At 38.5% G+C, this 24,299-nt stretch carries 23 protein-coding genes and 2 riboswitches; of the genes, 4 read left to right on the forward strand and 19 right to left on the reverse strand.

All coding sequences use genetic code 11. The features are described 5' to 3' along the window. Positions 1-60: 60 nt before the first annotated feature. Positions 61-1,755, reverse strand: coding sequence for a M3 family oligoendopeptidase (locus V7161_RS19385; protein ID WP_335714552.1), 1,695 nt, complete (start codon positions 1,753-1,755; stop codon positions 61-63). Positions 1,756-1,849: 94 nt separating this feature from the next. Next, positions 1,850-2,290 (reverse strand): MarR family winged helix-turn-helix transcriptional regulator, encoded by a 441-nt coding sequence (locus V7161_RS19390; RefSeq protein ID WP_335714553.1) that lies wholly within the window; start codon positions 2,288-2,290, stop codon positions 1,850-1,852. 130 nt (positions 2,291-2,420) lie between these two features. Here V7161_RS19390 and V7161_RS19395 point away from each other — a divergent pair, with 130 nt between their 5' ends. Next, a complete protein-coding gene (locus V7161_RS19395) occupies positions 2,421-3,929 on the forward strand; it encodes an ATP-binding protein (RefSeq protein ID WP_335714554.1) in 1,509 nt (502 codons plus the stop codon). 31 nt (positions 3,930-3,960) lie between these two features. On the opposite strand, the gene V7161_RS19400 is transcribed toward V7161_RS19395, so the two are convergent. Beyond that, entirely contained in the window at positions 3,961-4,485 is a 525-nt protein-coding gene (locus V7161_RS19400) for a hemerythrin domain-containing protein (protein WP_335714555.1), read from the reverse strand. 226 nt (positions 4,486-4,711) lie between these two features. On the opposite strand from V7161_RS19400, the gene V7161_RS19405 reads away from it, so the two are divergent. Further along, complete coding sequence (locus V7161_RS19405) at positions 4,712-5,059, forward strand: hypothetical protein (protein WP_335714556.1); 348 nt, start codon at positions 4,712-4,714, stop codon at positions 5,057-5,059. A 301-nt stretch (positions 5,060-5,360) separates the two neighbouring features. On the opposite strand, the gene V7161_RS19410 is transcribed toward V7161_RS19405, so the two are convergent. From V7161_RS19410 to V7161_RS19425, 4 genes are read right to left on the reverse strand one after another with little or no spacing between them, the layout of a single operon-like run. Then, positions 5,361-5,645, reverse strand: coding sequence for a ferredoxin family protein (locus tag V7161_RS19410; RefSeq protein ID WP_289982527.1), 285 nt, complete (start codon positions 5,643-5,645; stop codon positions 5,361-5,363). Next, positions 5,645-6,940 carry an FAD-dependent oxidoreductase gene (locus V7161_RS19415; protein ID WP_263297903.1) on the reverse strand — a complete coding sequence of 432 codons (1,296 nt, stop codon included), beginning with the start codon at positions 6,938-6,940 and terminating at the stop codon, positions 5,645-5,647. Before V7161_RS19415 ends, V7161_RS19410 begins: the two co-directional genes overlap by 1 nt. After that, positions 6,933-7,964, reverse strand: coding sequence for an electron transfer flavoprotein subunit alpha/FixB family protein (locus V7161_RS19420; protein WP_335714557.1), 1,032 nt, complete (start codon positions 7,962-7,964; stop codon positions 6,933-6,935). The genes V7161_RS19415 and V7161_RS19420 overlap by 8 nt, the downstream gene beginning before the upstream one ends. Positions 7,965-8,001: 37 nt before the next feature. Further along, the gene (locus tag V7161_RS19425; protein ID WP_335714558.1) at positions 8,002-8,826 is read right to left on the reverse strand and encodes an electron transfer flavoprotein subunit beta/FixA family protein; all 825 of its coding nucleotides are present in this window, start codon (positions 8,824-8,826) and stop codon (positions 8,002-8,004) included. Positions 8,827-9,212: 386 nt separating this feature from the next. On the opposite strand from V7161_RS19425, the gene V7161_RS19430 reads away from it, so the two are divergent. Then, positions 9,213-9,944, forward strand: a complete 732-nt coding sequence (locus tag V7161_RS19430; protein WP_335714559.1) for a ZIP family metal transporter — start codon at positions 9,213-9,215, stop codon at positions 9,942-9,944. A gap of 12 nt (positions 9,945-9,956) precedes the next feature. Here the strand turns inward: V7161_RS19430 and V7161_RS19435 are convergent, their stop codons facing one another. From V7161_RS19435 to V7161_RS19460, 6 genes are all read right to left on the reverse strand, one after another. Then, a complete protein-coding gene (locus tag V7161_RS19435) occupies positions 9,957-10,199 on the reverse strand; it encodes an aspartyl-phosphate phosphatase Spo0E family protein (RefSeq protein WP_335714560.1) in 243 nt (80 codons plus the stop codon). A 358-nt stretch (positions 10,200-10,557) separates the two neighbouring features. After that, positions 10,558-11,091, reverse strand: coding sequence for a 1,2-dihydroxy-3-keto-5-methylthiopentene dioxygenase (locus V7161_RS19440; protein WP_335714561.1), 534 nt, complete (start codon positions 11,089-11,091; stop codon positions 10,558-10,560). A gap of 23 nt (positions 11,092-11,114) precedes the next feature. Beyond that, positions 11,115-11,744, reverse strand: a complete 630-nt coding sequence (locus tag V7161_RS19445) for a methylthioribulose 1-phosphate dehydratase (protein ID WP_335714562.1) — start codon at positions 11,742-11,744, stop codon at positions 11,115-11,117. Continuing rightward, positions 11,738-12,409 carry a 2-hydroxy-3-keto-5-methylthiopentenyl-1-phosphate phosphatase gene (locus tag V7161_RS19450; RefSeq protein WP_335714563.1) on the reverse strand — a complete coding sequence of 224 codons (672 nt, stop codon included), beginning with the start codon at positions 12,407-12,409 and terminating at the stop codon, positions 11,738-11,740. The genes V7161_RS19445 and V7161_RS19450 overlap by 7 nt, the downstream gene beginning before the upstream one ends. Further along, the gene (gene mtnW / locus V7161_RS19455) at positions 12,410-13,621 is read right to left on the reverse strand and encodes a 2,3-diketo-5-methylthiopentyl-1-phosphate enolase (protein WP_335714564.1); all 1,212 of its coding nucleotides are present in this window, start codon (positions 13,619-13,621) and stop codon (positions 12,410-12,412) included. It lies immediately after the preceding gene. 73 nt (positions 13,622-13,694) lie between these two features. Further along, a riboswitch (SAM riboswitch) is annotated at positions 13,695-13,803 on the reverse strand. 78 nt (positions 13,804-13,881) lie between these two features. After that, complete coding sequence (locus V7161_RS19460) at positions 13,882-15,060, reverse strand: pyridoxal phosphate-dependent aminotransferase (protein WP_335714565.1); 1,179 nt, start codon at positions 15,058-15,060, stop codon at positions 13,882-13,884. A 193-nt stretch (positions 15,061-15,253) separates the two neighbouring features. After that, positions 15,254-15,408, forward strand: a riboswitch (SAM riboswitch). A gap of 102 nt (positions 15,409-15,510) precedes the next feature. Between V7161_RS19460 and mtnK the strand changes: the two genes are divergently transcribed. Further along, entirely contained in the window at positions 15,511-16,695 is a 1,185-nt protein-coding gene (gene mtnK / locus V7161_RS19465; RefSeq protein ID WP_335714566.1) for an S-methyl-5-thioribose kinase, read from the forward strand. 36 nt (positions 16,696-16,731) lie between these two features. Here the strand turns inward: mtnK and V7161_RS19470 are convergent, their stop codons facing one another. From V7161_RS19470 to V7161_RS19495, 6 genes are all read right to left on the reverse strand, one after another. Then, complete coding sequence (locus tag V7161_RS19470; protein ID WP_335714567.1) at positions 16,732-17,316, reverse strand: metalloregulator ArsR/SmtB family transcription factor; 585 nt, start codon at positions 17,314-17,316, stop codon at positions 16,732-16,734. Between the two features lie 111 nt (positions 17,317-17,427). Continuing rightward, entirely contained in the window at positions 17,428-19,722 is a 2,295-nt protein-coding gene (locus tag V7161_RS19475; RefSeq protein ID WP_335714568.1) for a transketolase C-terminal domain-containing protein, read from the reverse strand. Further along, positions 19,722-20,735, reverse strand: coding sequence for a 2-oxoacid:acceptor oxidoreductase family protein (locus V7161_RS19480; RefSeq protein ID WP_335714569.1), 1,014 nt, complete (start codon positions 20,733-20,735; stop codon positions 19,722-19,724). The genes V7161_RS19475 and V7161_RS19480 overlap by 1 nt, the downstream gene beginning before the upstream one ends. 412 nt (positions 20,736-21,147) lie before the next feature. Next, on the reverse strand, positions 21,148-21,867 hold the full coding sequence (locus V7161_RS19485; RefSeq protein WP_335714570.1) for a LutC/YkgG family protein: 720 nt from the start codon (positions 21,865-21,867) through the stop codon (positions 21,148-21,150). A 1-nt stretch (position 21,868) separates the two neighbouring features. Next, the gene (locus V7161_RS19490; RefSeq protein ID WP_335714571.1) at positions 21,869-23,293 is read right to left on the reverse strand and encodes a LutB/LldF family L-lactate oxidation iron-sulfur protein; all 1,425 of its coding nucleotides are present in this window, start codon (positions 23,291-23,293) and stop codon (positions 21,869-21,871) included. Between the two features lie 52 nt (positions 23,294-23,345). Beyond that, positions 23,346-24,062, reverse strand: coding sequence for a (Fe-S)-binding protein (locus V7161_RS19495; RefSeq protein ID WP_335714572.1), 717 nt, complete (start codon positions 24,060-24,062; stop codon positions 23,346-23,348). Positions 24,063-24,299: the final 237 nt, after the last annotated feature.

Genomic DNA, 24,299 nt, shown 5'->3' on the forward strand with positions numbered 1-24,299 from the left:
GTTAAAAGTGCCAATGACAAAAGCGAAGCCCTAACACGGCTTCGCTTTTGTCATGAAAAATTACAGCTTTTTATCTTCAATAGAATTTAACCATTTTTCAATCTCACTAACGACAGATTCAACGCAGCCGTTTTCAAATGGAGAAATTAAATGAGCAGCCTTGACAAGCTTTGTAAAGGACATGCTTCCGCCAAGCTTACAAAGATTCACATAATCATCCCAGGCTTCTTCTTGATTTTCTCTAGACCGCTTCCAGAATTGGAAAGCACAAATTTGTGCTAAAGTATAATCGATATAATAGAAAGGTGAATTATAAATATGACTCTGACGCTGCCAGAAGCCGCCCTTTTCTAAATAATCATTTCCATCATAATCTTTATGCGGTGTATATTTTTTCTCAATTTCCCGCCAAGCCTGCTTCCTTTCCTCTGGTGAAGCTGTCGGATTTTCATATACCCAATGCTGGAATTCATCCACAGAAACACCATATGGCAGGAATAATAATGCGTCACTTAAATGAGAAAACTTGTACTTATCGGTATCTTCTTTAAAGAATAGCTCCATCCACGGCCAGGTGAAAAATTCCATACTCATCGAATGAATTTCACAAGCTTCATAGGTTGGCCAATAATATTCAGGTATTTCAAAATGACGGCTTGAATAAACCTGAAAAGCATGGCCTGCTTCATGTGTTAGAACATCAATATCCCCGGAGGTACCATTGAAATTAGAAAAGATAAACGGGGCCTTATAATTTTCTATATACGTGCAATAACCCCCGCCTGCTTTCCCTTTCTTGGCAACAAGGTCCATTAAATTATTTTCCTGCATAAAACTGAAAAATTCTCCTGTTTCTATCGAAAGGTCTTCATACATTTTTTGCCCGGTTTCGATAATCCATTCCGGGCTTCCCTTTGGAGTTGCATTTCCTGTTTGATAAATGAAATTTTCATCATAATATTTTAATTGTTCAAGGCCAAGACGCTCCTGCTGTCGTTTTTTCAATTTAGTAGCGATTGGAACAATAAAATCTTTCACTTGATCACGAAAATTTGCAACCATCTCCGCGTTATAATCGGTTCTCATCATTCGATAATAACCAAGTTCAACAAAGTTCTTATAGCCAAGTGATTGGGCAATTTCTGTCCTTACCTTTACAAGATCATCAAAAATGCGGTCTAATTCTGCTTCATGTTCAGCTAAAAAATTAAATTTCGCTTCATTGGCCTGTTTTCTCGTCTCTCGATCCGTAACCTGAGTAAACGGCTCCAGCTGAGCAAGTGTTCTTTCTTCCCCATCAAAAACAATTTTTGCAGAAGCGATCAGCTTCGTATATTCAGTTGAAAGTCGATTTTCTTTCTGAAGCAGTGAAACAATTTCAGGTTTGAAAGTCTTAAGCTGGCCTTCAGCAAGTGCAAAAAGCTGTTTACCAAGTTTTTCTTCAAGCTCTGTACGGAATTTAGAATCCACTAATGATTGATAATACTTGGATACCAAACCTTCAACCTCAGGCTGAATTTCATCCATAAAATCTTGTTCTGCCTTATAGTATTCGTCATCCGTATCAATCGAATGGCGGATATAACAAAGATTGAACATCGTTCCCAGGTCATTTCTTAATTGATTAATATTGTTCATTTCCTTGATTTGATCTTCGACAGACACAGCATTTTTGAAGCGTTCCAGCACAGTATCAAATTTTGCTGTTACTTCTTCTAAATTCGGACGAACATATGTATAATTTTCAAAACTCATTGAAACATCCCCTTTGTACTTATTTTCAGCATTAATCAATTCGACACTATTCAATAATATTCCTTTATATAAAAAAAATACGGCCTTAGCCGTATTAAAATTTCCCTGCAGGAATTCCTAATTTTTTCAAGAGTTCAATTGCTTGAAGCTTTTCTTCACCAGAAAGACTGGACATAAGCTTATCAATTTGCTGTGCATGCTCAGGAAAAATATCTTGAATGAATTTTTTCCCTTCATCTGTAATTTGTGCATACGTGACACGTCTGTCCTTTGGACAAGCAATTCTTTTCAGCAATCCTTTTTGTTCAAGTTTATCCACTACATAGGTAATGCTTCCGCTGGCAAGCAGAATTTTCCCGCCAATTTGCTGCATAGGCTGATCGCCTTTATGATAAAGAAGCTCTAAAACAGCAAATTCTGTTGGATTTAAACCGTTGGCATGTATAACCTTATTAACATGCTCATTTATAGCTTTATAGGCTCTTGAAAGAACAATAAATAATTTTAATGAAGTAGAAACTGAATTGTTTTCCATAGAAACTCATCCTTTTAAATTATCTCGATTTCAAAATTATTATAAAAAATTTTTGAGGTACTGTCAAATTCCCTTTTAATGGTATAATGATTTCGTTAAGAAAGATAACTGAATTAATTGAGGTACATTCATGAAAATTCGCAAAAGCAATTTACTTACTTATTTAATCGTTGTGGTTATACCAGTTTTTCTTTTATGTATATATTTTTATAATGATATATTAAAAGAAATTGATAGCAGCAGAAAAGAGGATGCTAGTTGGATTGCCTCTATTTACCAGAAAAATTGGGACCAATTCATTAGCGAAACCGTGACTAGCTTAAACATATTGTCGCTTTCGGCTGAGGATAGTCTGCTCACACCACAGAAAATGGAACCGCTCCTCAATAAAGTGAACCAAAACGATCCAAGGTATGGTGGACTCTACTTACTTGATACGACTGGAAAAATCTTATCAGGTACGGTTCCATTGAGAAATGAAGCTGATTTTTCCAAATTACACTTTATCCAAGAAGTAATCAAAACGAAGGATATTGTTATTTCTGAACATGAGGAAATCCTTAAAAATAACCAAAGAGTTATTGGGCTGGCAACACCAGTTCTTGATGAAGATCACAATTTAAAGGCCATTCTTGTTGCTGACCTTAGGATTGATTATATGAGGAACCTGATGAAGGTTCTTACTCCGGATACCAAACTTTATGTTGTAAATGGTGCCGAAAATCCCCTTCTTGAAATTAATGTGAAGCGAAAAGATATGATTGATGAAACAAACTGGGTCACTACACCAATGGATCGTTTGCCTTGGAGCATAAAAGTGAAAATGGCCGACAGAGATGGAAAACAAATTGTCAATGAAATGGGTGAAAATTTATTTTTCATTCTTATCATCACACATATTCTCTTCATACTAATCAAATATATTTTGTTACGAATTCATACCGGTAGAGAAAGAAAACAAAATGAGCTTCAGAAGCTTGAATTAGTGGGTACATTGGCTGCTAGTACTGCACATGAAATCCGGAATCCGCTTACAGGAGTTAAAGGGCTAATACAACTGCTCAGCGAAAAATATACGGAACCTGATGACCACTATTATTTTGATGTGATTAACTCTGAGCTCAAACGAATTAATGAAATCGTCAGCGAGTTTTTAATCTTAGGTAAGCCAACGGCACAGCTTACAGATAATGTAAATATAAATGAAATTCTTCATGAACTGAGTCCATTAATAGTATCTGAAGCAAATTCTCATAATGTAGAGTGTGTATGGCATATTTCATTGCAGCCAGTGATTGTAAATTGTGGAAAAGACCAAATTAAACAGGTAATCTTAAATATTATTAAAAATGCCTTAGAATCTTTTGAAAGCACTGGGACGCTTGAAATTATCCTACACACCTTGGCAGATGTTTGCAAAATTGAGATCATTGATAATGGTAAGGGAATTCCGAAGGCTGAATTAGAAAAAATATTTCGTCCGTTTTATACTTCCAAAGAAACGGGGACTGGTCTTGGCCTCGTTATCTGCAAACGAATCATTAACTCTTTCGGTGGCACGATCGAGATAACCAGCACAGAAAAAATAGGCACTACGGTTAAAATAACATTGCCAATAGCAAAAGAAAAACGAGACTAATCCGTCTCGTTTTTTTGTCTTATTTTTCCTATTAGTAAATTTCTTGGATTTTATGGAAAAATTCTAATTTTTCTTCATCAGAAAGCATTCTCTCAGCCATTGGGAAGAGTACATTTTCCTCTTTCGCAAAATGTTCTGTTAAAATGAAGTATGCGTTTTGTATTAGTTCGGCCAATGTTTTCATTTCAGAAAATGTTGACGGCACGTTAAACGATTTTTCAAGAAATGCTTTAATATTTGCTTTCGCCTGATCATGCTCATATTCCATTACCGCAATTGGACCGGATGTCGTACCTATATAAGCACCCATCATCGGGAAAAGAACCCCTTCTTCCCTTTCTGAATGAGGATCTAGTGCTGCATTAAATTCATTTACTTTCGTTATTAATTCATTAAAATTCATTTCAAGCTCTATTTCTTGATCAATTTTTTGCGTTAAGGTATATAATTCCTCTAATTGTGCTAATAATGGGGGATGCTCACCCTTTAATTGTTTAAGTCCTTCACTTAATTCAGCATGCGGCATTCCTCCGAAAGCACTCATACATCCACTCATAATTTCTTTCACCTCTAACTTTTTTATTGCCTTAAGTATAAAAAGAAATAACCCTTTATGTAGTGACTGGGGTCACATCTAATAATTTTTTCAAGTTGGTCCGTCGTTTATTTGTCGATTTTATGAAAACGCTTTATATTTTTTAAAAATTTTAACATTTATCAATCAAAAAACGTTAATAGTTTCATATAATATAGTTAAGACAGATAAAGGAGGGCAAAATCCCATGAAAACGCCAAATTATCACGATTTTTACGAAAAGGCATTAATCCCGATTGGTTTGAATGACCTTAACTTCCTAAAGGATACGGAAGCACATTGCCCTGTTTCTCCCCCAACTCACTGGCTTATTGCCGTAGAAGGAGTGCAGCTGGCACAGGAAAAGATATATTATCATTGGAAAGTAAGTGTTTATCCAGCTGACTGCGAAGGGGATTTCAATTGGAAAACGCCTTATTATTGTTCTGCAAACATGGAGTCCATCGACTCTGCAATAGCTTTTGCCAGCTCACTCGTAAGTTCGAGCAAAAGAGATGAACTTACCTCCTCCACGAAACTAGAGAAAATCAGCTAATCCTCATAAAAATTTTTCCTCAGCTTCACCTTCTTTTTATCCCTACTTGTGAAATAACATACATATAGTGTTTTTCTAAAGCTTTTCAAAAGGCTCTTTTCGTAAACTTTGTTGCTCTTGGGATTTATTAAGAGTCGTTTACAATGTTCCCAGGCAATTTTCGCAAATGTTCTTACGAAAAGATGCCACGAAGAATCATGTTATACGGGGTGATGAACCTATTCAAACAACACTCTTTGTGAAAATAGCCTTTCAAAATAAAAAAGTGCTGTTTGCAATGATTGCATACAGCACTTTTTTATTAGGCTAAACGGAAGACAATACCGTGTCCGCCCTTCGGATATTCCCATTTAATGTTCTGGTATGGACAGCCGATACGGCAACTTCCGCACTCATGGCAGCCTTCATAGCCCACCTGCATCCTGGTCCCTTCCCATTTATATACCTCTGCCGGGCAAAAGACGGTACATAGTTTATCCGGACATTTCGTCATGCAAATATCATGATCAAGTACGGTCAAATGAGATTTCGTGTCACACTTAAAACGGAGAAGATACTGTTTTTCTTCGATATTTTTAGTTGACATTATTTCACAGCCTTCCATGCTCGATAAATATCTTGAATTACCCGAAGCGTTCCTCTTTCTGATGTCACACTCTTCATGATTTGTTTCTGTTTATCGCGTTTTGGTGTTCCATCTACGGTAAAGAATTTGCTCATTGCTTTGTTCATCATTGGTACATACTCTTTAAAGTATTGTGGATATTTTTCAAATGTGTGGGCAGCGTCTTTGTATTTCTCTAAATCTTTAATGATAAAACTATCATAAAGCTTTTCACGATAAAGATTTAAACTGGCTTCAGAATAGTCTCCCCGATGTTTAGCCTCGATAATGGATTCAGCTGCTAGTAATCCTGAATGCATCGCCATGTTCGAACCTTCACGATGGATGGCATTAACAAGCTGTGCTGCATCCCCTATAACTATAACACCATTACCTGCCACCTTTGGTACAGAACGATAGCCACCCTCAGGAATAAGATGTGCAAGATATTCTGCTGATTCACCACCGCTAATCAATGGTTTCACCATTGGATGATTTTTAAGGTAATCAAGCAGCTCATATGGCTTCATTTTCGCATTAATCATACTTGAGAGGGTCGTACCTACTCCAATATTTAAGCTCTCCTTATTGGTATAAAGGAATGCAGTTCCTAGGTTCCCCTTAGTGGAGTCACCAAATATTTCAATCGTACAGCCTTGATTATCTTCTAAATTAAAACGGTCATTAATTTTTTCTTTTGGCAGATTAATAACTTCCATGACTGTTAAAGCTACTTCATCAGGACGGAACTCTTTATGGAACCCCAACTGTTTGGATAACAGCGAGTTTACACCATCCGCAAGTACAACGACATCTGCGTAGACCTCTCCGTTCGGACGGTCGGTGCGAACTCCGATCACCTTCCCATTTTCAACAATACATTCGGTTACAACGGTTTCGTTGATAAGCAGTGCACCTGCTTCTACTGCCTTTCCAGCAAACCATTGGTCAAATTGGGCTCGAAGTACGGTAAAGTTGTTATATGGCTCTACTGCCCATTCAAGACCTTTATAGCCGAAGGAAACAACAGATTCCTTATCCATCATCCAAAAGCGCTGTTCAATTACAGGCCTTTCAAGTGGTGCTTCCTTCCAAAATTCAGGGATGAGCTCTTCCATTTGCTTACGATATAATACTCCGCCCATGACGTTTTTAGCTCCTGGGTATTCCCCTCTTTCAATTAGCAAAACATTTAAGCCGCTTTTTGCACAAGTATAGGCGCAAGAAGTACCTGCTGGACCTGCTCCGACAACGATAACATCAAATTTTTCAGACATAGATCATTTCACCGCCTTTTTCAGCTTTAAGCTTCTTAAATTGTGCGATTAGTTTAGGGACAATTTCCATTGCGTCCCCAACAATCCCATAGGTTGCGACATCAAATATCGGTGCATTCGGATCCTTATTGATAGCGATGATAAACTCAGAATTTTTCATACCAACCACATGCTGAATGGCCCCTGATATTCCGATTGCAAAATAAATTTTCGGTGTAACCGTTTCCCCTGTTTGACCAACCTGCTGTTCGTGCCTTAGCCATCCGGCTTCAACCACGTCACGTGTACCGCCAACACTTGCACCTATCGTGTCAGCTAATTCATGAATGAGCTGGTAATTTTGCAAATCCCCCATTCCTTTTCCGCCGCAAACGATAACATGCGCATCGGCTAAATTTGCCTTTTTTGTTACATCATTCACAATTTGAAGGACTTTTGTCCTAATGTCTTCTTCTTCGACGGAAATTTTCTCTTCGATAATTTTACCAAGTCTGATTGCATCTGGCTCTAATGCCTTCATGACCTTAGGCCTCACTGTTGCCATTTGTGGGCGATGCTTTTTACAAAGAATGGTTGCCATAATATTACCGCCAAACGCTGGCCGGCTTGCTTCTAGTAATCTGCTGTCAATATCCACATCCAGCATGGTAGTATCTGCTGTTAAGCCGGTGCTTAAGTCAGTTGCAACCGCACTTGCTAAGTCTTTACCGTTTGGTGTCGCGCCATAAAGAATGATTTCAGGCTTATATTTTTTAGCTAAATGCATAACACCTTTCATATATGACTCTGTTCGGTAATGTTTTAAGACTGCATGCTCAATAAGATAAACGATGTCTGCACCGTAAGCTATAACCTCCTTCGCTAAAGGCTTAACTTCATGGCCAAGCAGGAATCCCGCCAATGGAACTTGCAATTTATCAGCAAGCTTTCGCCCGGCACCAAGCAGTTCAAGTGATACACCTTCAATTTTTTCGTCATTTTGTTCAATAAATACCCAGACACCACGATAATCGTCCAGATTCATGAAAACCCCTCCCTGCGGCAAAAAGATTTCGTCTTTGTTATTTAGATGGTTGTAATGTAAACAGGTCTTTTTTTTCCATTAATACTTCCATGAGCTGGCTAACTTGATTATCAGTTGAACCTTCAAGTTTTTTTCCACCTTCAGGTCGTGGGGGTGTAAACATTTTTCCAACGATTGTTGGAGAACCCTTCAGTCCCAGCTGTGCCCGGTCAACATTTTCTAGGTCATTAACAGCCCAAATAATTGGCTCATACCTAGCTGCTTCAATCATGTTAGGCATTGGCGAATATTCGATATCATTAATTTCCTTTTCAACTGTTAACAGGCAAGGAAGCTGCGACTGAATTAATTCATAACCGTTTGTCAGTTTCCGTTTTATCAAAACAGTTTTTTCCTTCTGATTGACCTCTGTAACTTCAATTACATTTGTTACAGGCGGGATATCCATTCTTCTGGCAATCCCGGGCCCAACTTGTCCTGTATCACCATCGATAGCATGTTTACCACAAATAATCATATTTACAGGGTGATCCTTGTTGATTCTTTTTAATGCTTTTGATAAGGCATAACTGGTCGCCAGCGTATCTGCTCCTGCAAAGGCACGGTCAGTAATTAAATACCCTCTATCTGCACCTATTTCAATGCTCTTTTTTATCACTGCAGTTGCTTGAGGCGGCCCCATTGACAACACTGAAATCGAACCACCAGTTATTTCCTTAATTTTCACTGCTTCTTGAACCGCATGTGCATCGTATGGGTTTAAGATTGCCGGGGCACTGCGCCGGTCGAGTGTGTTTGTTTTTGGATTAATTTTAATGATTTTTGTATCGGGTACTTGTTTGACACATACGACAATGTGCATGTAGGACTTTCCCTCCTCCATATAGTCTAAGAATGTTGAAAGCGTTTGCCTTCTTTGGTTATTAAAAATGCTTTTATTAACGATATATGTATCGAAATATAAGCATATTACCCAAGTTTGATAGTTTTCTTTTTTTTCCGTAATTGTTTAAACTAAATGTTAAAGACATTTGGACAGTTTTTCTAAGGAGCCATAACAAAAGCAGATGAAGAATTATAGATGCAGCAATGTATGTAGCGAGTCATGTTGTAAGTGTTTATTACAAAATAGTACTAATTTAACTATAAGAAATATTGAGATATAAACAATGATAAAAATCACAGTAACTGTCTAATATTGTAGAAAAAAATGTTTTCTTTTTTATGGGATTTTGTTAGGAGGGTTTTATGTTTGAAGTTATTTTTGGCAGCGTTCTTTCAGCCTTATCCACCGGGGCTGGGGCCTTGGTGATTTTATTTATTCATGATTCCATTACACATCGCTGGAAGGATGTTTTACTAGCTTTTAGTGCGGGAATAATGATGGCAGCCTCTACTATTGGCCTTATACCTGAGGCATTAAAATATGGCGGCTATTTGGAGCTTTTTATTGGAGTTTGCTTGGGGGTTGCGGCTTTAACCATATTGGAGAAGAATATTCCACATATTGATCTGGAGCATAATCAAAAAGGAATTCAATTTGATGAGAAAGCTCTTTTAATCATTTCGGCGATTACACTTCATAATATACCTGAAGGTTTATCAGTTGGCGTAAGCTACGCCTCTCAGGAAAGAGATACCGGGAATTTGATTGCATTGGCAATTGGGGCCCAAAATGCGCCCGAAGGCCTCCTTGTCGCATTATTTTTAATCAATCAGCGAATTAGTAAACTGAAGGCCTTCATTATAGCAACCTTAACAGGTGCCATTGAAATTGTTACTTCCTTATTAGGATATTTATTGACTTCTATTGTTAAGGGGCTTGTCCCATATGGTTTATCATTTGCCGCTGGAGCTATGCTTTTTATTATATATAAAGAATTAATACCAGAAAGCCATGGAGATGGAAATGAGCGGGTTTCAACTTATGCTTTTATCGTGGGGATGCTTCTCATGGTATTCATTATTGATATTTTTTAAAATAAAGATTCTTTATACTAATACTCTTGGCCAAATCATGATCATTTGTTGAAAGGCAAATTTAACCTCTTCATTTTGCCTTGGAGCTTTTCCCATGATTTTTTGGTACTCATTGATCAATTCATCAAGTTCCTGGCTGTATTTTATTGTTTCTTCACTAGTAAATCCCTGTGTATTGGCACTATTTATCATTAATTCCCTTTTTGCTTTGATCTCCTCAATCATGTCCGATTGATTATTACTATACTTGTACAATGTTATCCCCCTGCCTCTTACATTCTTACTGTAAACTGCTAAAAAAGTAGATTACTTGAGAATTATGACAAGAATTTTTATAAAAGTAAATACATTCGCAAAAGTAGACAAAACATTCTATATATCTTGCTTTTCGACATGATTCTTGTTTGATTTCTCTTTTTTTCGACATTTTTCTTTATTGACGGTCGGTCCAATAATTCAGTTTATTCCAAAAAGTCAATATAAATTTTATTAACATTTCCTATTTATTTAATATTGAAAGGGCTTTCATTATTTTATTAAGATACTTCTTAGTACAAAATTCCTATTTTATTTCAAAAAAAAACTGGCTTTTCGCTGCAGCCAGTTTTTTTTATTATTGATTTACTTCTAATTTTTCATAAATCGGCACCCAGCCTTCAGTTGTCACAAAGATACGCACCGCGACAACTTTACGGTCTGCCTCTAAAGTAAAATAATGTCTTGTATTTTCGGGAACTGAAATCAAGTCTCCTGGATTCAAATGGACCTCAAAAAATTCACCATCTTTTCCTTGGATGACAAACACACCATGTCCGCTAACAATAAAACGAACCTCATCATCTGTATGATGATGCTCGTTCTTAAAGTTTGTCAGTAATACATCCAGATTAGGTGTATGTTCTGATAAGGAGATGACATCCTGTGCTTTATAGCCTCTTCTCTTGGAAATGTCAGCAATTTCTCCGGCAAAGGTATTTAATATTTCTTCTTTTTCTTCATCACTTAATAAGTACTTTTCTACTAGTGATGCAGGAAGTTTGCTAATATCCCAATTTTCATAAATTACTTCCTGCGACGCAAGAAAGCTGGAAACCTCCTCATGTTTCCTAAGTTGATCCTGTTTGTTTTGAAAAGTAATATACGCCATTTTTCATCTCTCCCTTTAGAGTATTAAACGACTTTAATTAATTGATTTGGTTTATGTTCTAGCAAGCGTAATTGATAGCGAAACAAGAATTCTGAGGCTTCGAGTATTTTTTTTGCTTCAAATGCATTTCTGCCCCAAACTGTTATGCCATGGTTTCGGATTAAGACCGCGCCAGTATCGCCCGAAACATGTTCGGAAAATTTATTTGCAAGTGTTGGGATATGGGCATAATTACGAATAATCGGTATTTTTAGGACAGCATCCTCTTCCCATTTATCAAATGCCTTTATCAGTTCTTGCCCTTTAAAGGTTACTTCGCCATTGTCACCATATACTTCTGAAATGACATTATTATCAATCGTATGGACATGCAGACTGCAGCCTGCATTTGTCTTACGGTATATCTCGACATGAAGCAAGGTTTCAGCTGAAGGCTTTAAATGGGTTTCTTCTACAGCATCGCCAAATTCGTCAACGAGAATGAAATCCTCGGCTGTTCGCTTGCGCTTATCTTTCCCACTTGCTGTTACCAAAAATTGAAGCGGGTGATCACTTACTTTAATTGCCAGGTTTCCACTTGTCCCCATAAACCAATCCCGCTCAGCCAATTCATCCTTTATATCCGCTAATTCATTCCATCTTTCCTTTAGCATGATCGTTCACCCACCTCAATTCTCTTTTTTATCTCCTCAATACAATCATAGAATGTATGAAATTCCCGGTGGTTTATCCCCCACTCCAGGCATTTCTCCTGTAACAAATCTCTTGCCAATACGAAGTCGGCATGCTTTGCAACTTCAAGATCCGTTACGGAGTCTCCAATGACAATCTTAAAGCTATTTTTATGATTCAAATGGCGAATGATGCTCGGTTTACAGCAGCCGCAATCATTTTTACATAAAGGATCACAGGAATGCGGCCAAAGAATCCGAATACCTGATTCAGAAAAATTAGATTCGTTGCAATAAATGTCTGCAAATGGCCCATAATCAGCTAGAATTGGATAAACAAAGAAGTCGATTCCACCGCTTATAATATAAAAGGGAATTCCTTCCTCATGTGCAAACGCAACAAACTCTTTGAAACCTGAACGAATTTTCGCATTTTCAATCGCAAATTTTGTTATTTCATCTTTTCTATTACTTGGTAACAGAGAAAATAACTTTCCTACACCATTCTTAATTGAAATCTGACGGGAGAGAATCTGATCTTTAATTTCCTCCCACCCTGGAGGTGCAAATTTTTTCATGATGGCAATGATATTATCACTTTCCGTTATCGTCCCATCAAAATCGCAGTAAATTACAGGCCGGGCCATTTATGCTGTCACCTCAGCATTCCCCCATAACTGCAATGCCTTTTTGAGTTCAGGGAACTGTTCAGCGCCTTGGGCTAGCGTGTTCCCTTGGAGGTTTGTTTCGATTGCCTGACGGAATGCTAAACCGCCGCCACGGGCACCATCTGGATGTCCATGGACGCCGCCGCCTGCGTTAATGACTGAATCGATTCCAAAGTCCCGAATTAATAGTGGAACGAGTCCTGGGTGAATTCCAGCGGAAGGAACCGGGAATGCCTTTAGGAAGGTATCCGCCTTCGTTAATTCGCTGGCAATCGCGAGCGCAGAGTTTTTTTCCAAAGCTACTGTTCCATATGGAGATGGAAACAATGATAAATCTGCACCAGCATACCTTAGCAGCTTACCAAGCAGCAAGGAATGGGAAAATCCATATTCAAGCGATGATGTTAAAGCTCCGCTGACTGCCGGATGGGCCATAAGCGGAAGACCAATTTCATCGTCCTCTCTTAATTCTTGAAGAACATCTAGCCCGTATGAAAACACATTAAAAAGTAAAAGGTCTGCTCCTAGTTCCGCAGCCTTTCTTGCTTTATCCCTTAGCTGAGAAGTTCTGCCAGTCAAATTAACAGCGTAAACCGTTCTATGACCCGTCTTGTCATAAACCTCTTTTAATACCTCTTTACCTGCAGCGATTCTTTTTTCAAATGGTGTTAGTTCATTTTCAAAAAGAATTTCGTCATCTTTAACAAGATCAACACCACCAAGTGCCTGCTGCTTTAGCTGTTCGGCTAAAAAGGAAAGATTTTTACCAAGCACTCCTTTAAAGATGCTCATTAAAAGCGGTCTATCATATACGTTTAATTTCCCTCTAATGCCTTCAATCCCAAATTTCGGACCTGGGAATAACCTCTTTAAATTTTCGTCAAAATCCAAATCAAGTAATTTTATTTTCCCATCCAAAGAAAGTTTTCCAAAAACAGTTGTTAAAATCGCCGGTATATCATTTGAAAAATTAAGAGTCGGATAGGCAATCCTAATCAAGGATTGATTTTCTCTTTCAGAGTGAATTCCCTCGATTGAAACGACCCTTCCTTTATGCTTTCGTAATTGGTTTTGTTCGAGTTCGGGCAAATTTGTCCATGAACCCACTGTAAGTCCCAGGGCAATTTCCTCTGCTTTTTTGTCTGGATTTTTTTCATCATGCAGTAAATATGTAGCGATTAATTCAGACATTTTTACACTTCCTTTCGTAAAAACATAAAAAAACCTCTTCGAAAAGAAGAGGTTAGCGTTACAAACTAACATCTTCTCATCTATCAGCTGTTCGCTGCAAGATTTAGCACCGTGCTTAAAAATGATTTAAGTCGGTTGCCGGGCTTCATTGGGCTGGTCCCTCCGCCTGCTCTTGATAAGAAAACGATTCGTAGTATTCATTATTTTCGTATTGGTTTACTTTAGTTTGGATTATCCCAAGAAAGAATTAAAATGTCAACCTATTTTTCAAAAATTTCTAAACAACTAATTCTTCTGACAGCTTCCCTTAGCCGCTCCTCAGAAGATAAAAGTCCAACACGGACAAAACCTTCTCCATATTGACCAAAGCCAATACCTGGAGCAACCATGATGTGTGCTTGTTCGAGAAGAATATTAGCAAATTCCTCTGAAGTTAGACCATTGGGGACCTTTAACCATGCAAAAAAGGATCCTTTAGGAGCTGTAACATCCCAGCCTAACGACCGCAAGCCGTCAATTAGGACATTTCTTCTTCGCTCATAAAGCTGATTTAATTCCTTCACACATTCTTGTGAGGCAGTTAACGCTTCAGCTGCAGCCTCCTGGACAGCACCAAATAAACTAACATAAAGATGATCCTGCAAAAGCTCAATTGCCGAAATAACACTTTCATTTCCAACAGCAAATCCTATGCGCCAGCCGGCCATATTATAGGATTTGGAAAGTGTATAAATTTCGATACCCACATCTTTTGCCCCTTCCACCTGCAGGAAGCTGATTGGTTTTTTTCCGTCAAAACCTATTGCCCCGTAGGCAAAGTCATGGACAACGCAAATATCATTTTTACTAGCAAGCTTGACTGTATCCTCAAAGAATTCGGTTGTAGCAGTTGCTCCTGTTGGATTATTAGGATAATTGAGGAACATTAATTTAGCCTTAGATAAAATTTCCGGTGACAGTTCCTGATAATCTGGTAAGAAATGATTCTTCTCTCTTAATGGCATTATTGCCATTTCAGCTTGGGCCAGGGCGACACCAGACCAATAATCGGGATAGCCGGGATCTGGAACCAGAATAGTATCACCAGGGTTTAATAAGCACTGAGGTATTTCTACCAGGCCTGCTTTGCCGCCAAAAAGAATGGCGACTTCTTTTTTGGGATCAATGGTAACTCCATATTCCCTCAAATAATATTCCGCGGCAGCCTGTTTTAAATATTGATGTCCTTGAAAGGGCGAATATTTATGGTTGACGGGATTGGCTGCTGCTTCCTGAAGCTTGGCAACAATATGCCCAGGTGTTGGCTGGTCAGGATTACCCTGTCCTAAATTAATGACATCATAGCCTTGTTCAAGATATTGACCCACCTTTTTAACAAGGGAGGCAAAAAATTGTTTTGGCAGACTGTTTAAAAGATTTGATGGCGGAAATTGTTTCAATACTCTCACCTGCTCTAACTATTTCATTTTTGGTTGAAATTCTAGTCACAAATGATATAACTTTTACATTTACTTGTAAAGTAAAAATTCTGAACTTTTCAGACGACAATAAAAATAATTTTCAAAAAATATTGACACTAATCTTTTTATCCTGTTATAGTACTTATCAGATTATAAATTTTAAAATCAGATACTCTTATCACGAGCTGGCTGAGGGATTTGGCCCTTTGAAGCCCAGCAACCGACCATAATTCCATTGTAAAATGGGGCGAATTTTTCGCCGGGGGAAACCCGAATAAGGCACGGTGCTAATTCCAACAGAAGGATTGTCTTTCTGAAAGATAAGAGGTGCGACAGACATGAATGTCTTCAGAGCCTCTTTCAAAAAAGAAAGAGGCTTTTTTGTGCCCCTATCCACAACTTAGCCTCCGATAAAAGGAGAATAAAATAATGAGTCTATTAAAACAACAAACCTATCAACCATTAACCGAAGCCGCTGCCATTGATCTAGCATTACGCTTAAATCTAGTTACTGATAATACTGATCTCACTTGTAAGGAAATTGGTGATGGCAACTTAAACCTTGTTTTTCATATTGTCGATAAACAGCATGATAAAAGCATTATTATTAAGCAAGCTCTTCCTTACGCAAAGGTGGTTGGGGAAAGCTGGCCTCTAACCCTAAAAAGAGCCAAGATTGAAGCAGACGCCTTAAAAATTTTTGGCCAAATTGCTCCTGATTATGTACCCAAGGTTTATCACACAGATGATATACTCGCAGTAACAGTCATGGAGGATTTATCTCATCTTTTGATTGCGAGAGCAGGCTTTATCAAAGGAAGAACCTACCCATTAATATCACAGCATCTTGGAGAGTATCTCGCCAATACTTTATTTTTTACCTCAGATTATGGTTTAGGTCCTGCTGTTAAGAAAGAAAGGGTACAGCAGTTTATCAATCCTGAACTGTGCAAAATTACAGAGGATTTAATCTTCACCGACCCATTTTATGATGCAGAGACAAATAATTTTGAAGCTGATTTAAGGCCGGCTGTTGAAGAACTTTGGCAGGATGAGGAATTAAAGCATCATGTTAATATTTTGAAAAAAAACTTTTTAACCGATGCAGAAGTTCTTCTTCATGGCGACCTCCATACTGGAAGTGTTTTTGCTAATGATTGGGAAACAAAAGTTATTGATCCTGAATTTGCCTTCTATGGTCCTGCCGGATTTGATATCGGCCAGGTATTTGCTAACCTTCTCTTCCAGGTCATTGTGAACGATAAAAACCGTGATATCTTTATCAAACATATTGAAACAGTCTGGAATGTATTTGAAAGTCAATTTTCTCATTTGTGGGAACGAGAGAATAAGGAACCTCAAGCAAAAACATCGGCATTCTTGAAATATAATTTATCTAAATTTTTCGAAGACTCTATTGGTTTTGCCGGCTGTGAATTAATTAGAAGAACCATCGGTCTTGCACATGTTGCCGATTTGGATACAATTGAAAATAAAGAAATACGATTAGCGGCAAAACAAAAGACATTGGAACTTGGTAAAACCCTTATTAAACTTCGAAACGAAATCCAAAACCTGCAAGAGTTTATCCATGTAGTTAAAACGGTATTTTAGAAATGAAAAAGCAATCCGAAGCTTCGGATTGCTTTTTCATTCAGGCTTCGCCCACATTTCTTCAGGATTTAGCTCATATATTCCATTTTCCCGATACATATAATGATTAATGATAAATTCCCGGCGAATGGTGGCATAATCCTCGTGAAATTGTTTAATAAACTCATTTATTTCTTTTTCTTCATATTTCTTTCCTTTTTTTAACCCCTGTACCATATGCTCAAACACGATTAATTTCTTTTTCCGCTGTGAAGGAATATTTTTTAATTTTCCGTCTTTAGTATAGAAATTCTCGATTATTTTTTGCCTTTCAAGACTATCTTCCACCATATTTTCCAGCTCCTCCCCCCTTTTATCCAATAGCTGCGAGAGTACTTCTGCCTGCTGTTTGATTAAAGAACTATTTAAATATAAGTAAATCGTATTTTTATCTCTTCTTTCATAAACCAGATGAACCTCTCTTAATTTCTTTAAGTGATGGGTAATTGTTGGCGCGGTTAAGCCAAGCTTTCCTGCAATGGCCTGACCGTGCAGAGGTCCTTTTGCTAAAAGAGAAACAATTCTAACCCTTGTTGGGTCGCCCATCGTTTTATAGAACTCGACTAAGCGGTTTAGCTGCATCAAAGATCACACCTTTTTTAGATTCGACATTTATCTAATTAGAAATATATCGAATTTATTCAATACTGTCAAACAAATAAACCACTTCCTGATTAGAAAGTGGCTTTTATATTATAAAATTGGGTTATCATTCTTAGTTTTCAGGCGCTGCCATCTCTTTTCAACTTCTGCTTCAAATTCTTCTAATAATGGTTTATTTTCTTCTTTAAGAAGATGCTTGGTTTTACCCATGTATTTCAACCAGTCAGAAAGTGGAATCCGTTTGTTCTTATCTTCGGGATTGTAGGTAATCGTGGTAATTCCTTGTTCCACTTCATAAAGCGGGAAGAAGCAAGAATCAACCGCTGCTTCAACAATTTTTGTACCGTAGCGGTCATCTGATTTCCAGTTTAGCGGGCATGTGATGAGTATTTTTCCGTAAACAGTGCCAACATTTTGAGCATACCACTGGGCCTTTGTACCTTTTTTCACTAAATCCTGCGGGAATGCCTCTGTTCCTGTAAACACATATGGAATGTTGGTTGCCGCCATGATTTGTGTGGTATCCTTATGATGGAAAGCTTTTCCTCGTTGGGCTTTACCAACACCAGAAGTACTAGTCATATGTCCAATTGGAGTGGAATACGACATTTGCGAACCGGTATTCATATACCCTTCATTATCATACTCAAGCATGATTAGTTTATGTCCGCGAAGCGCTGTACCAATTGCTGACCCCATACCAATGTCCATACCGCCATCACCCGTAATCATGACAAAGGTAGCATCGTCTGATACATTAATTTCCCCGCGTCGTTTTAATTCCATGAACGCTTCTAGCGTACCTGATAGAGTTGCTGCACCGTTTTGGAAAAGATTGTGTATCATCGTTTGCTTATGTGATGTGCTTGGATAACCCGTTGTCGTTACATAAGCACAGCCCGTTTGGAATAGAGTAACAATATCGCCCTCAATTCCTTTAAAGAAAAGTTCTAATCCAGCAAAGATTCCGCAGCCTGGACATGCCCCGTGACCAGATGCAATCCGTTTTGGCTTTCCGGTAAGAGCCCTTAGTGGAGGGATTTTCACCTTTAATTTATTGGTCTCTTCATCCATTTTGACATCGATTAAACCTGTTTTAAATACATCTCCATGCTGAGGCAAAATGACAGGCTTAAGAATTTTTTCAGGGCTGCCTGGAATATGGCCATAGTAATCAAACGGTTTTTCAGCATATCCTTTTTCCATCGCGTCGATCGCCATATCAAATAAAGCCTGGGCATCACTTGCATAGAAATCCTTACCGCCTAGACCGAAAACACGACTTAAAACGATTGTTTTATTATTCTTGTCATCTTGAAGCGCTGATTTCACTTCATGTGTTAAGTTTGGCCCATATGCGCCGTATGAATCAGCTCGTTCACCCACTAATAATGTTTTTACATTCTTAAGGGCTTCGCGTATCTCCTTCGCAGGGAATGGACGGATTATATTCAGGCTGATGACACCAGCCTTGATTCCTTTTTCTCGAAGTTGATCGACAACATCCTTGGCTGACTCTGCAGCGGAGTTTAATAGGAATAATGCCACTTCTGCATCTTCCATTTTATATAAATCCAGTACAGGATATTCTCTGCCTGAAAGTTTCGCATATTCAGCAGCCACTTCTTTAAATACCTCTCCAGCATTGTATATGGCTTCAGATTGCTGGAAGTGATTGTTGATGAAATCATCACCGCTCATATGTGCCCCAATTGTTACTGGCTTGCTTAGATCCCTGACAAAATTGTAATCAGTTGGACATTCGCCAACAAATTGCTGCACAACACGACGATCCTTAAAGAATTCAACTCTGCGTTTTTGGTGGGATGTAAAGAATCCGTCATAAGCTACAATAACGGGTAGACGCACTTTTGAGTGTTCGGCAATCTTTATTGCCATAATATTCATATCATAAACGGCTTGCGGCGTTTTAGCCGTTAAGATCACCCAGCCAGTATTCAATGCATAATAAAGATCGGAATGATCACCGCGAATATCAAGCGGCCCGCTGACTGCACGAGTAACTAAATTCATAACCATAGGGAAACGAGTACCTGATTGGACCGGCATTTGTTCAAGCATGTATAAAAAGCCATTGGCACTTGTTGCATTAATAACTCGGGCTCCTGTCGCAGCAGCACCGTAACAAATTCCAGCAGAACCATGTTCTCCATCAGCAGGAATCAGCTTAATATCATGCTCGCCACGTGTTTTCATCTGGTCTAAGAATTGGGCGACCTCTGTTGAAGGGGTAATTGGGAAGTATCCCATAATATGATAATTAATTTGCGCTGCCGCCATGGCAGCCATTTCATTACCCGACTCAAATGTAGAAATCTGTTCTGCGGTCCCTTGTGTAGTTAACTTATCTTCTAAAATGGCCATTAGAGAATCCCCCCTGCAATATAAGGAAAGTTTTGCTTTACGTGGTTTTCGTCTGCATATCCAAGCATTTCACGAAGGTCACCAAGGGCATCTGTTGGACATGCTTCCACACATTTTAAGCAGCCTTTACAATATTGATAGTCAATTCCTTTAAGAAACATTTGCTTTCTGCCGCGCTTATCTTCTCCTTCCTCCCAGACAAAACAAAAATCAGGACAAACATTATCACAGGCAGCACAATGAATGCATTTTTCTTGTTGGAACTCTGGAAGAAATCCTTGGCGTGAACCGCATAAATCTTTAAATATACTATTTGCTTGCGCAACCATAACCCCGCCAATTTCCTGAGTCATGTAGCCAAGCTGTGGAAGCGGACGTGTGAAGGCCTTGCCTTCAGCTCCTTCCGGCACTTCATATTTTTTAAATTGAACTTCAGTATAGCCACGGTCAAATGTTCGAATATTGGGTTCAACTAGATGAGGATATTTCTTAGTAAATGTTTTCCGAATCACATCTCTCATTGAATCAGGATCAAGAAAATCGCAAATATGATATAATGCACCTAGCATCGCTGTATTGACCTTTGTTTTTTCCTCTACAGCAATAGATAAAGCATCTACAATGGCAAGTGTGCCATATTCTAGCTGTAAATCCGTTTTAACATCATCAAATTCTCTTGCTGTGTTTACTAAAACAATTCCATCAGCATTCAATCCGCTGACAACATTAATCGTTCTATATAAAGCTTCATGGAAAACACCAACGACATGAGGCTGTTCGATTGGGCTATGATCTCTAATTTCAACATCGGGATCACAAAAACGGATAAAACTCTTAACCGGGGACCCCTTCTTTTCAGATCCATATGATGAAAAATTGGAACCTTTTAAGCCAAGACTTAAAACGCCAGCTTCCGCTAACATTTTTCCAGCTAGGTTTGCACCCAGCCCGCCGATTGATTCAAGACGAATTTCAAAAAATCCTAATTCATTTTTCTTTGGTAAAATAGACATAATGTCCCTCCCATCTTAGAAATGCGGAAGCGCCTTGTCCAGGGGCGACAGGCATAAGACAAGCCGGCGGGAAGGTTGTTCTTTAACCTTCTCGTCGGATTGGCTTATGACCCCGAGCCCCTAGGCGCTGCAGCTAGACAATTTTTTCGTTCAAAAATTTAACAAGAAAAAGACATAAAAAATTAACTTCCCCAAAAGTTATTGTAGAGCATCACTTATTTTTTAGCTGTGACAAAAGTCAAACATAGGAGAAAAAATTTTATAACACATTTATTCATTTCACACAAACCGTTAATACGTATGACTTTAAAAGGTTTACCTTTTTATAAAACAGGGGTATTTTTGTATTATAACAGTTCTTCATTCCCAAAAAAGACTGCCTTTAGAATGTAAAGGCAGTCCTTTTTTTAATTTATAAATCATTAATGACAATATAAGATGCTTTAATGGGACCATGTACTCCTACGACAAGATTTAACTCAATATCTGCTGAATTACTTGGTCCAGTTATAAAATTGATGCATGATGCCACATGTCCAGTTTTCTGATGAATTTCACGCATCTTTTGTGCTGCTTGGGTGATACGCGGAACTAAACTGCTTTTCGGAATTAAGGCAATATAGGTCGCCGGTAAAAAACTGATCGTTCTTCCTTTATTCTCATCACTGAACAAAACAACCGTTCCAGATTCGGCTAATGTTATTTCACTGATAGTAATACCCACATTCGCCTGTTCCGCTTTGGTGATGTTTTCTTCCCCATTTTTATAATCCCATTCGTATACATCAATGTACTGTTTAGGCCAGTCTGTTTTCATCAGTTGATCTAGCCCCCACTTAGAAAAACGAGCGTCTTTCCAAGCCACAATCGGTCCCCCGCCATAGGAGGTTACAACTTCATCAAGAGTTGCAGGTAATTCCTCTAGGTTAGTTGTGTATAGCTTCGTATGAATTTTTTTACACTGCTCTCTCAAGACTTCTAACAATTCATCCTGTGACGCATCCTTTAAAACCTCCTGCTGCGGCTGGAATGCCCATTTGGGCCTTTCTATCAAACCAGTAATTCGCGGACGGTCTAGTCGGCTGGCAATTTGATTTAAAAATTTCTCCCGATTTTGTATCATGCATGACATTTCACTTACCACCCTTATCGCGATTTTTAAACCAATCTCTAAATCTTTCTTTATTTGGAGCCGGAAATTCTCGAATTTCCGTCCATGCCTTGAGGGGACCGGGACCTTTTGAGATTTTATCCCCTACGGTGAACGGATTCATGGCTGCCGGTGCCATTTTAGTTCCTAGCTTATACAATGTCGGAGAGGATGCTCCTAAACCAAATGCTTTCATCGCAAGCTTTTCAGATATTGGAGCTTTCCCTTCTTTTTCAACTATGATTTCCCTGTGTTTATGAAGAAAATTGTGTAAAGGTATTTTTACAGGACAAACCTCCGTACAAGCCCCACAAAGTGTGGAGGCATAAGGTAATTCTTTATATTCGTCATATCCTCCAAGCAATGGAGATAAAACAGCTCCAATCGGACCGGAATAAATGGAACCATATGAATGGCCCCCTACATGACGATAAACTGGGCAGACATTAATACACGCGGCACAGCGGATACATTGCAAGACTTCCTGGAATTCTCCACCTAAAATATTGGAACGGCCATTATCGACGATGACGAGGTGAAATTCCTCCGGACCATCAACGTCTAATTCCTCTCTTGGTCCTGTTAAAACCGTAATATAGCTCGTCAATTTTTGGCCTACTGCGCTTCTTGTTAAGAGGCTGATGAGAACCTCCATTTCTTCAAATGTAGGAACAATTCTTTCCATTCCCATGACAGTAATCTGCGTTTTCGGTAATGCTGTTACTAAATCAGCATTCCCTTCATTTGTTACTAAACTAAAAGAACCCGTTTCAGCAACAGCAAAGTTACAGCCCGTTATTCCGATATCGGCTGCCAAGTATTCCTTACGAAGCATCTCACGTGCATGTGCGGCCAGCTCTTCTGGCTTCGATGTTTTTGTATAACCTAATTTTTCTTTAAACACATCGCGAATTTGCTCTTTATTTTTATGCAGCGCTGGAACCACAATATGGGATGGCGGGTCATGATCATCGACTTGAAGAATGTATTCCCCAAGGTCCGTTTCAATAACCTCACATCCCTCTTGCTCCAGTACTGCATTTAAACTAATTTCTTCGGTGACCATCGATTTAGATTTAACGATTTTTTTTGCGTTTTTCTTTTGAACAATGCCGCGAATATACTCATTGGCCTCTTCTTTTGTCAGAGCGAAAAAAACATGGCCCCCCCGTTTTGCGACATTCTCGCTTAATTGTTCTAAATAATAATCTAAATGCTTTAGAACATGCTGTCGGATTTCTTCACCATGTGAACGCCAATCTTCCCAGTTTCCCAGTTCTTCAGTAGCTACACGTCTTTTTATACCCATTCCATCCTGTGCACCAGCCACCGCACCACGCATAAAGGAATTATGTATACCTTTATCAACACGTTCCTTAAATTGATCCGTGCCAATCTTCATTGCCATTTGAATACTCCTCCACCCTTCAATTGAATTCACATTCTCTCAAACGTTTGATTTACAGGCTATTTAATACTTCTGCTATATGCAACACCTTGATTGGCTTTCCTTTTCTTTCAATTCGGCCGCCAATATTCATAAGACAGCCTGCATCTGCACCGATTAAATACTCAGCCTCGGTTTCTTCTACATGGCGCACCTTTTCATCGACCATTTGCTCGGATATTTGCGCCATTTTAACTGAAAAGGTTCCTCCAAAGCCACAGCATTGTTCCTTGCCTGGCAATTCTGTAAACTTTAACCCCTTAACATTTTTTAAAAGAATCATAGGTGCCTCTTTTACACCTAATAATCTCATCATATGACATGAATTATGGTAAGTTACACTCGCTTCAAATTTAGCACCGACATCCTCTATTTTTAAAACTTCAACAATAAATTGTGTTAACTCAAATGTCTTTTCAGCCAGTTTTTTTGCTTTTGGTTCCCAGACAGGGTCACCTTTAAAAATATGAGGATATTCATGGAACATGAATGCGCATGATCCGGAAGGAGACACGACGTATTCCGCATCCATAAATGTTTCGATCATTCGTTTCATAGCTTCCTTTGATTCTTTAACATAACCGCTATTATATGCTGGCTGTCCACAGCAGACCTGTGATTCCGGAAACTGAATTTCACATCCCAGCCTTTCAAGTAATTCTACTGTTGCTTTACCTACATTGCTTTGAAATAAGTCAACTAAACAAGTTGCAAAAAGAGTAACCTTCATGTGTTTCTCCCCTTCTTATTATCTAATATATTGGGTGCCAACGTACAACTGATTAACTGGTCATCTGATGACTGATAAAAAAAGAATGTTAAATTTTATATTTATCATATCAGATTTATTCCGCTTTACCGATAAACACAGTTTCAGCCTGGTCATACTAGTAGGAATCATGACCTCTTTACAGAGTCATATACTGACGTTTATGATTCCCTAAATTAAAACCATGGAAAAAGACCC

This window comes from Neobacillus drentensis (assembly GCF_036965425.1).
Classification (GTDB): domain Bacteria; phylum Bacillota; class Bacilli; order Bacillales; family Cytobacillaceae; genus Neobacillus; species Neobacillus drentensis_F.

Coding starts and splice junctions, on each gene's coding strand:
- V7161_RS19485 (WP_335714570.1), bottom strand. CDS start 21,867: ATGTCATGCATGATACAAAATCGGGAGAAATTTTTAAATCAAATTGCC.
- V7161_RS19425 (WP_335714558.1), bottom strand. CDS start 8,826: ATGCACATTGTCGTATGTGTCAAACAAGTACCCGATACAAAAATCATT.
- V7161_RS19445 (WP_335714562.1), bottom strand. CDS start 11,744: ATGCTAAAGGAAAGATGGAATGAATTAGCGGATATAAAGGATGAATTG.
- V7161_RS19450 (WP_335714563.1), bottom strand. CDS start 12,409: ATGGCCCGGCCTGTAATTTACTGCGATTTTGATGGGACGATAACGGAA.
- V7161_RS19390 (WP_335714553.1), bottom strand. CDS start 2,290: ATGGAAAACAATTCAGTTTCTACTTCATTAAAATTATTTATTGTTCTT.
- V7161_RS19395 (WP_335714554.1), top strand. CDS start 2,421: ATGAAAATTCGCAAAAGCAATTTACTTACTTATTTAATCGTTGTGGTT.
- V7161_RS19385 (WP_335714552.1), bottom strand. CDS start 1,755: ATGAGTTTTGAAAATTATACATATGTTCGTCCGAATTTAGAAGAAGTA.
- V7161_RS19470 (WP_335714567.1), bottom strand. CDS start 17,316: ATGCAGCTAAACCGCTTAGTCGAGTTCTATAAAACGATGGGCGACCCA.
- V7161_RS19440 (WP_335714561.1), bottom strand. CDS start 11,091: ATGGCGTATATTACTTTTCAAAACAAACAGGATCAACTTAGGAAACAT.
- V7161_RS19415 (WP_263297903.1), bottom strand. CDS start 6,940: ATGTCTGAAAAATTTGATGTTATCGTTGTCGGAGCAGGTCCAGCAGGT.
- V7161_RS19480 (WP_335714569.1), bottom strand. CDS start 20,735: ATGTCTATTTTACCAAAGAAAAATGAATTAGGATTTTTTGAAATTCGT.
- V7161_RS19400 (WP_335714555.1), bottom strand. CDS start 4,485: ATGAGTGGATGTATGAGTGCTTTCGGAGGAATGCCGCATGCTGAATTA.
- mtnW (WP_335714564.1), bottom strand. CDS start 13,621: ATGTCTGAATTAATCGCTACATATTTACTGCATGATGAAAAAAATCCA.
- mtnK (WP_335714566.1), top strand. CDS start 15,511: ATGAGTCTATTAAAACAACAAACCTATCAACCATTAACCGAAGCCGCT.
- V7161_RS19475 (WP_335714568.1), bottom strand. CDS start 19,722: ATGGCCATTTTAGAAGATAAGTTAACTACACAAGGGACCGCAGAACAG.
- V7161_RS19405 (WP_335714556.1), top strand. CDS start 4,712: ATGAAAACGCCAAATTATCACGATTTTTACGAAAAGGCATTAATCCCG.
- V7161_RS19410 (WP_289982527.1), bottom strand. CDS start 5,645: ATGTCAACTAAAAATATCGAAGAAAAACAGTATCTTCTCCGTTTTAAG.
- V7161_RS19490 (WP_335714571.1), bottom strand. CDS start 23,293: ATGGCAATGAAGATTGGCACGGATCAATTTAAGGAACGTGTTGATAAA.
- V7161_RS19430 (WP_335714559.1), top strand. CDS start 9,213: ATGTTTGAAGTTATTTTTGGCAGCGTTCTTTCAGCCTTATCCACCGGG.
- V7161_RS19495 (WP_335714572.1), bottom strand. CDS start 24,062: ATGAAGGTTACTCTTTTTGCAACTTGTTTAGTTGACTTATTTCAAAGC.
- V7161_RS19420 (WP_335714557.1), bottom strand. CDS start 7,964: ATGAATCTGGACGATTATCGTGGTGTCTGGGTATTTATTGAACAAAAT.